Genomic DNA, 5576 nt, shown 5'->3' with positions numbered 1-5576 from the left:
CCGTCGAGGCGCGCCGCGATGTCCATCAGTCCCGCCGCGACGTTCTCCACCGTCACGTCGACGTCGAGCTGCCGCTGGCCGTCGGACAGGCGCGGATGGTGCACCTCGCTGGTTTCGGCATCGACGAGCGATGCTTGCAGCACCTGACCGTCGCGGGAGAACAGCGTGTTCGCCAACGAGCAGTCGCCCCAGAACACGCCACGCCGGTGCAATTCGACCAGCAGCGACGCCATGCCGTCCAGCAAGCGGGCCCGCTGTTTGGGCGCGTCGGGCGGCAGCCGCAGGAACAACCGACGGTACTGCCAAGAGCCGATGAGGTAGCGGGTCAGCAGGATTGCGGTGTCGAAGTCGGGTTGGCGCACCAGACCCGCGGGCCGCACCGCGTTGAGGCGCATCTCCTCCAACTGGCTCAGCACGTCGTACTCGCGCACGGCAATGCGTGGCGGGAGTTCCTTGAGTGCCCACAGCGCGCCGTCGCACTCGACGAATCTGACGAGGTGCCGGCTGGGCCCAACGGCGATGTCCCGCAACGGAACATCGGGTACCAGCCACTCGGCGAGCGGTCGCTCCCATGGCAGTGACAACAGACCGGAGGAAGGGGCCCGCAGCCGCAGCTCCGGTGCGGCCACGTCGTGTTGCCTGGTTAGCGCGGCGCGCTGATCGAGTCGCCGCCTGCCGCGGCGGCGTGGCGTCCGGACGCGTCGTCGGCGTGGGCGTTGGCGTTGGAGTCGGCGTTGTCGTCGGCGTGGGCGACCCTGGTGACGTTGTCACCGTTGGCGGGGTCGAACAGGTGCATCCGCTCGGAGTCCAGCCACAGCGTGGCGTTGTCGCCGTTGCGCACCCGGCTCAGCGGATCGAGTTCGACGCAGATCTGGGTCCGCATCTGCTCGCTGTCCAGCTCGGTCGCGAGTTCGGCCAGCTGCGAGACGATTTCGGCGGGCGCCTCGAACGGCACGAAGGCGTACTGCTCGTTGCCCAGCCACTCCGTCACGTCGATGGTGACGTCGAAGGTGACGCCGCGGGCCTTCTTGCCCGCATCCACGAATTCGGCGTCCTCGAATGCTCCGGGTCGGATGCCCGCGATGTAGATCTTGCCGTCCTCGACCTTGCCCCGCCAGTCGTCCTGCAGCGGGATCGTCACGAACGGCAGCTCGATCTTGTCTCCGGTGACGCGGGCGGGCACGAAGTTCATCGGCGGCGATCCGATGAACCCGGCCACGAACAGGTTGACGGGCTGGTCGTAGAGTTCACGCGGGCTGGCGATCTGTTGGAGCACCCCCTTCTTCAGCACGGCGACGCGGTCGCCGAGCGTCATGGCCTCGGTCTGATCGTGGGTGACGTACACGGTGGTGACGCCGAGTCGGCGCTGCAACCGCAGGATTTCGGTGCGCATCTGGCCGCGCAGCTTGGCGTCGAGGTTGCTCAACGGCTCGTCGAACAGGAATGCGTCGGCCTGGCGCACGATGGCCCGGCCCATCGCCACCCGCTGACGCTGGCCACCGGACAGGTTGGCGGGCTTGCGTTCCAGGTGCTCGCCGAGCTCAAGGGTGTCCGCCGCTTCGGTGACGAGCTTGCGGATCTCCTCGTCGGAGTGCTTGCCGGACAACCGCAGTGGGAAGGCGATGTTCTCGAACACCGTCAGGTGCGGGTACAGCGCATAGTTCTGGAACACCATCGCCAGGTTGCGGTCGCGGGGCGCCTTGTCGTTGACCCGGGTGTCCCCGATGATCATGTCGCCGGACGTGATGTCCTCCAGCCCGACGATCATCCGCAGCAGCGTGGACTTTCCACAGCCCGACGGGCCCACCAGGATCATGAACTCGCCGTCGGCGACGTCGATGCTGACGTCGTTGACGGCGGGGAATCCGTCACCGTACTTCTTGACGATGTTGCGCATGGTGATTGCTGCCATGGTTATCCCTTCACTGCGCCGGAGGTGAGGCCGGCGACGATGCGACGTTGGAAGACGAGGACGAGGATGACGACGGGGATGGTGACGATCACCGACGCCGCCATGATGTAGGGCACCGGCGACTCGAAGTACGAGGCGCCCTGGAAGAACGCCAGCGCCGCGGGCACGGTGCGGGCGCTGTTGGTGGACGTCAGCGAGATGGCGAACAGGAAGTCGTTCCAGCAGAAGAAGAACGTCAGGATCGCGGTGGTGAACACCCCTGGCGACGCCAGCGGCACGATGACCTTTCGGAAGGCCTGCCACGCCGTGGCGCCGTCGACCTGGGCGGCGTGCTCCATCTCCCAGGGAATCTGCCGGAAGAACGCCGACATGGTCCAGATCGAAAGCGGCAGGGCGAAGGTCAGGTACGGGATGATCAACCCCAGCCAAGTGTCGTAGATGCCCAGGCCGCGCCACATGTCGAACAGCGGGCCGACGAGTGCCGCCTGCGGGAACATGGCGATGCCCAGCGCCAGCGACAGCAGCACCTTCTTGCCCCGGAATTCAAGGCGCGCAATCGCATACGCCGCGAACATCGCGATGACGACCGAGATCAGGGTGGCGATGATGGCGATGCCGATCGAGTTGAGCAGCGCACTGGTGAACAACGGATTGCTGAAGATCTGGGCGAAGTTGTCCAGCGTGAACGACGTCGGCAGGAACTGCGGGGCGCCCGAGACGATGTCCGACGGTGGCTTGAACGCCAGGCTGATCATCCACAGCAGGGGAAAGAAGCTGTAGATCACGATGACGATGCCGGCGATGGTCCAGCGCCGGTCGACCTTGACGGAGTTCACTAGTCACCCCTGACTTGCGACAGATCGGTCTTGAACACCTTGACGAAGATCCAGGCGATGATCACGACGGTGAAGAACAGCACCACCGAAACCGCGGACCCCATGCCGAGATTGACCAGTGTGACGTTCTGGCGGTAGGCCAGGAACGAGATGGTCTCGGTGTTGTTGGCGCCGTTGGTCATGACGTACGGGTTGTCGAAGATGCGCCAGGCGTCCAGCGTGCGGAACAGCAGGGCCACCATGATGGCGGCCTTCATGTTCGGCAGCGTGATCTTCCACAGCCGCTGCCACGCCGTCGCACCGTCGACCTTGGCGGCCTCCTGCATGTCCTCGGGCACCTGCACCAACCCAGCCAACAGCAGGAGCGAGATGAATGGCGTGGTCTTCCAGATCTCCGAAAGGCAGATCACGAAGATCGCCGACCAGCGGTCGCCGAACCAATCGAACGCGCCGAGATTCAGCCACTGGTTGACGAAGCCTGCGTCGATCGCGAACGCGTAGCGCCAGATGAACGCCGACACCACGGTGACGATTCCGTAGGGAATTAGGATCGCGGTGCGCAACGGGCCGCGGCCGCGGACGATGCGCAGCATCACGAACGCGAAGGCGAATCCGACGACGAGTTCGACGGCGACGGTCACCACCGTGATCGCCAGCGTCGTGATGAAGTCGTTCCACCAGACCGGGTCGGTCAAGATCACCAGGTAGTTGCTGAGCCCGACGAAGCTGCGACCGTCGGGATCGGTGAGCCGAAAGTTGTACAGCGACAGCACCAGTGCATAGCCAAGCGGATACGCGGTGACCAGGATCATCACCAGGTACGACGGCAACGTCAGGTACATCCCCAGTCGGCGTTCCCCACGGACCCGCTCGCTGATCGACGCCTTCTCGGGTGACTGCTCGGTGGGCCGTTCCTCGAGGGTCGTCACAGCAGCCGCCTTCCCGCCAAGACATCAGCAATAAATTGGTCGGTCCTCTCCGGGGTTTCGGCCGTGACGGACGCCGGAGGATGCCAGGTCTGGGTGATCGCTCCGGCTATGTCGACGTAGAACGGAGTCAGCGGCCGTGGCCCGCCTTCGGCGATCGACTCGCGGATCAGATCGGCGTTGTCGTACTCCGCCCGGACCTCGGGGTCGTCGTAGGACGCCGCGTAGGGCGAGGGCTCGCCCTCGTCGAGCATGTACTGCGTGGCCTTCGGCAGGGCGTTCACGCATTCGATGAGCTTGGCTGCCAGGTCCTGGTGCTTCGAGTACGCGCCGACGCCCAGGTTCGCCCCGCCCAGTGGCGGCGCGCTGGGCTTGTCCGGCAGCACCCGCGGGTAACGCGCCCAGCCGAAGTCGTCGACGACGGCCTTGTCCAGCGTGCCCTCCTCGGCGGCCTCGCGGGCCGCGGCGAGTACGAATGGCCAATTGAGCATGAACCCGCCCTTGTCGGTCTGGAAGATCGACCGGGCGTTCTCTTCCTGCGCGTTGGACAAGTCGGGCGCTGCGGCGCTCGAGCGGGCGAGGTTGCCGATGATCTCCGCAGCCTTGAGCCCGGCTGGGCTGTTCAGCGACGGGGTGGCATCGCGGCCTGCCTCGGCGTTCTCGATCACCTCGCCCCCTGCAGAGAGCACCAGCGCGTTGATCCACACCATGTAGCCCTCGTAGCGGGCACCCTGTTCGCCGATCGTCTTGTCCTGGCTGACAGCGGCTTTGAGCATCTCGTCCCAGGTGAAGTTCTCACTGGTGGGGTCGACGCCCGCCGCCGCGGCCACCGACTTGCGAAACCACAGCAGCTGGGCGTTGGACTTGAACGGTGCGGCGTAGAGGGTGCCGTCCCACATGCCGGTCTCGACGGGAGCGGGCAACATGCCCGCCGTCAGACGGCTGGTCTCCTCGGGGGTGAACGGCCGCAGGAAACCGGCGTTGGCGAATTCTGCGGTGAACACCACGTCGACGCTGACCACGTCGATCGACGAATCCCGCGCGGCAAGGCGACGGACCATCTGCTCGCGCTGGCCGGTGGCGTTGGCGGGCAGCGTCTCGATGTTCACCCGGTAGGCGCCGTTGGACGCGTCAGCGCACTCCTGCGCCCTGGTGGCGGCGCCACCGTTGTCCGGCATGGCGTACCAGGTCAAGGTCGGGGGCCCACCGTCGCTGCCACAGCCGGTCAACATGGTGGCGGCCAGTAACGGGGCGCTGGCCAGCGCAATTGCCCGGCGCGTCCGCGGCCGGGCTAACTGAAATCGTTTCATGCATCCTCGTCTGTCGATCGGTGATCTTCCGAGAGTCACGAGCAGCCATGTCCGGCTTGCAGACGAGTGTGGCACACCTCACACGCAGGTTTGGTGAGTTGCCTCAAGCTGAGCCATGTTTCAGCCGCGAGCGTGGTGTCGGGCCGGCTATCGAGGCGGGGCGGTCGAGCCGCGCACGACCAATCGGGTCGGCAGCATCGTGATCCGCGGCCCGGTGCTCGGCCGCGCAATCAGCACGCGGGCAGCAATCTCGCCCTGTTGGCGGGCGGGTTGGGCGACGGTGGTGAGATCGGCGATCTCGGCAGAGGGATGGTTGTCCACGCCGATCACCGAAACCTGTTGCGGTACCGATACTCCCGCGCGGCGGAGCGTGCGCAGCGCGCCGATCGCAATCTCATCGGAATGGCAGAACACCGCGGTGGGTAGCCGGGGACCGCTTAGCAGTTCCTCCATTCCCCTCGCACCGCCGTCGACCCCCCACTGCACGGTCACCACCGTCGGCTCCGGCAGCTGGGCGTCAGCGATCTGACGGTGGAATCCGCGGATCCGAGCCTCGTCGGTCGCCCATGCCTCCCCGCCTGGTGCCAGCGCC

The 5576-nt window shown here is 66.1% G+C and carries 6 protein-coding genes; all 6 read right to left on the bottom strand.

Features of this window, described 5'->3' with window-relative positions:
• The coding region (locus ABW137_RS35755; RefSeq protein WP_526407691.1) for a lipopolysaccharide kinase InaA family protein at positions 1 to 629 on the bottom strand (629 nt) is incomplete at its 3' end.
• Positions 630 to 643: 14 nt separating this feature from the next.
• Positions 644 to 1912: an ABC transporter ATP-binding protein gene (locus ABW137_RS35750; protein ID WP_526407689.1), complete on the bottom strand. Its 1269-nt coding sequence runs from the start codon at positions 1910 to 1912 to the stop codon at positions 644 to 646.
• Positions 1913 to 1914: 2 nt separating this feature from the next.
• Positions 1915 to 2748, bottom strand: coding sequence for a carbohydrate ABC transporter permease (locus tag ABW137_RS35745; protein WP_526407687.1), 834 nt, complete (start codon positions 2746 to 2748; stop codon positions 1915 to 1917).
• Positions 2748 to 3677: a carbohydrate ABC transporter permease gene (locus ABW137_RS35740; protein ID WP_526407685.1), complete on the bottom strand. Its 930-nt coding sequence runs from the start codon at positions 3675 to 3677 to the stop codon at positions 2748 to 2750. Before ABW137_RS35740 ends, ABW137_RS35745 begins: the two co-directional genes overlap by 1 nt.
• The gene (locus ABW137_RS35735; protein ID WP_526407683.1) at positions 3674 to 4984 is read right to left on the bottom strand and encodes an extracellular solute-binding protein; all 1311 of its coding nucleotides are present in this window, start codon (positions 4982 to 4984) and stop codon (positions 3674 to 3676) included. The genes ABW137_RS35740 and ABW137_RS35735 overlap by 4 nt, the downstream gene beginning before the upstream one ends.
• A gap of 147 nt (positions 4985 to 5131) precedes the next feature.
• A partial coding sequence (locus ABW137_RS35730; protein ID WP_526407681.1) for a LacI family DNA-binding transcriptional regulator occupies positions 5132 to 5576 on the bottom strand: 445 nt, incomplete at its 5' end.

Source organism: Mycobacterium sp. (assembly GCF_040509115.1).
GTDB lineage: Bacteria > Actinomycetota > Actinomycetes > Mycobacteriales > Mycobacteriaceae > Mycobacterium.
This window is presented reverse-complemented; position numbering and strand designations above follow the sequence as displayed.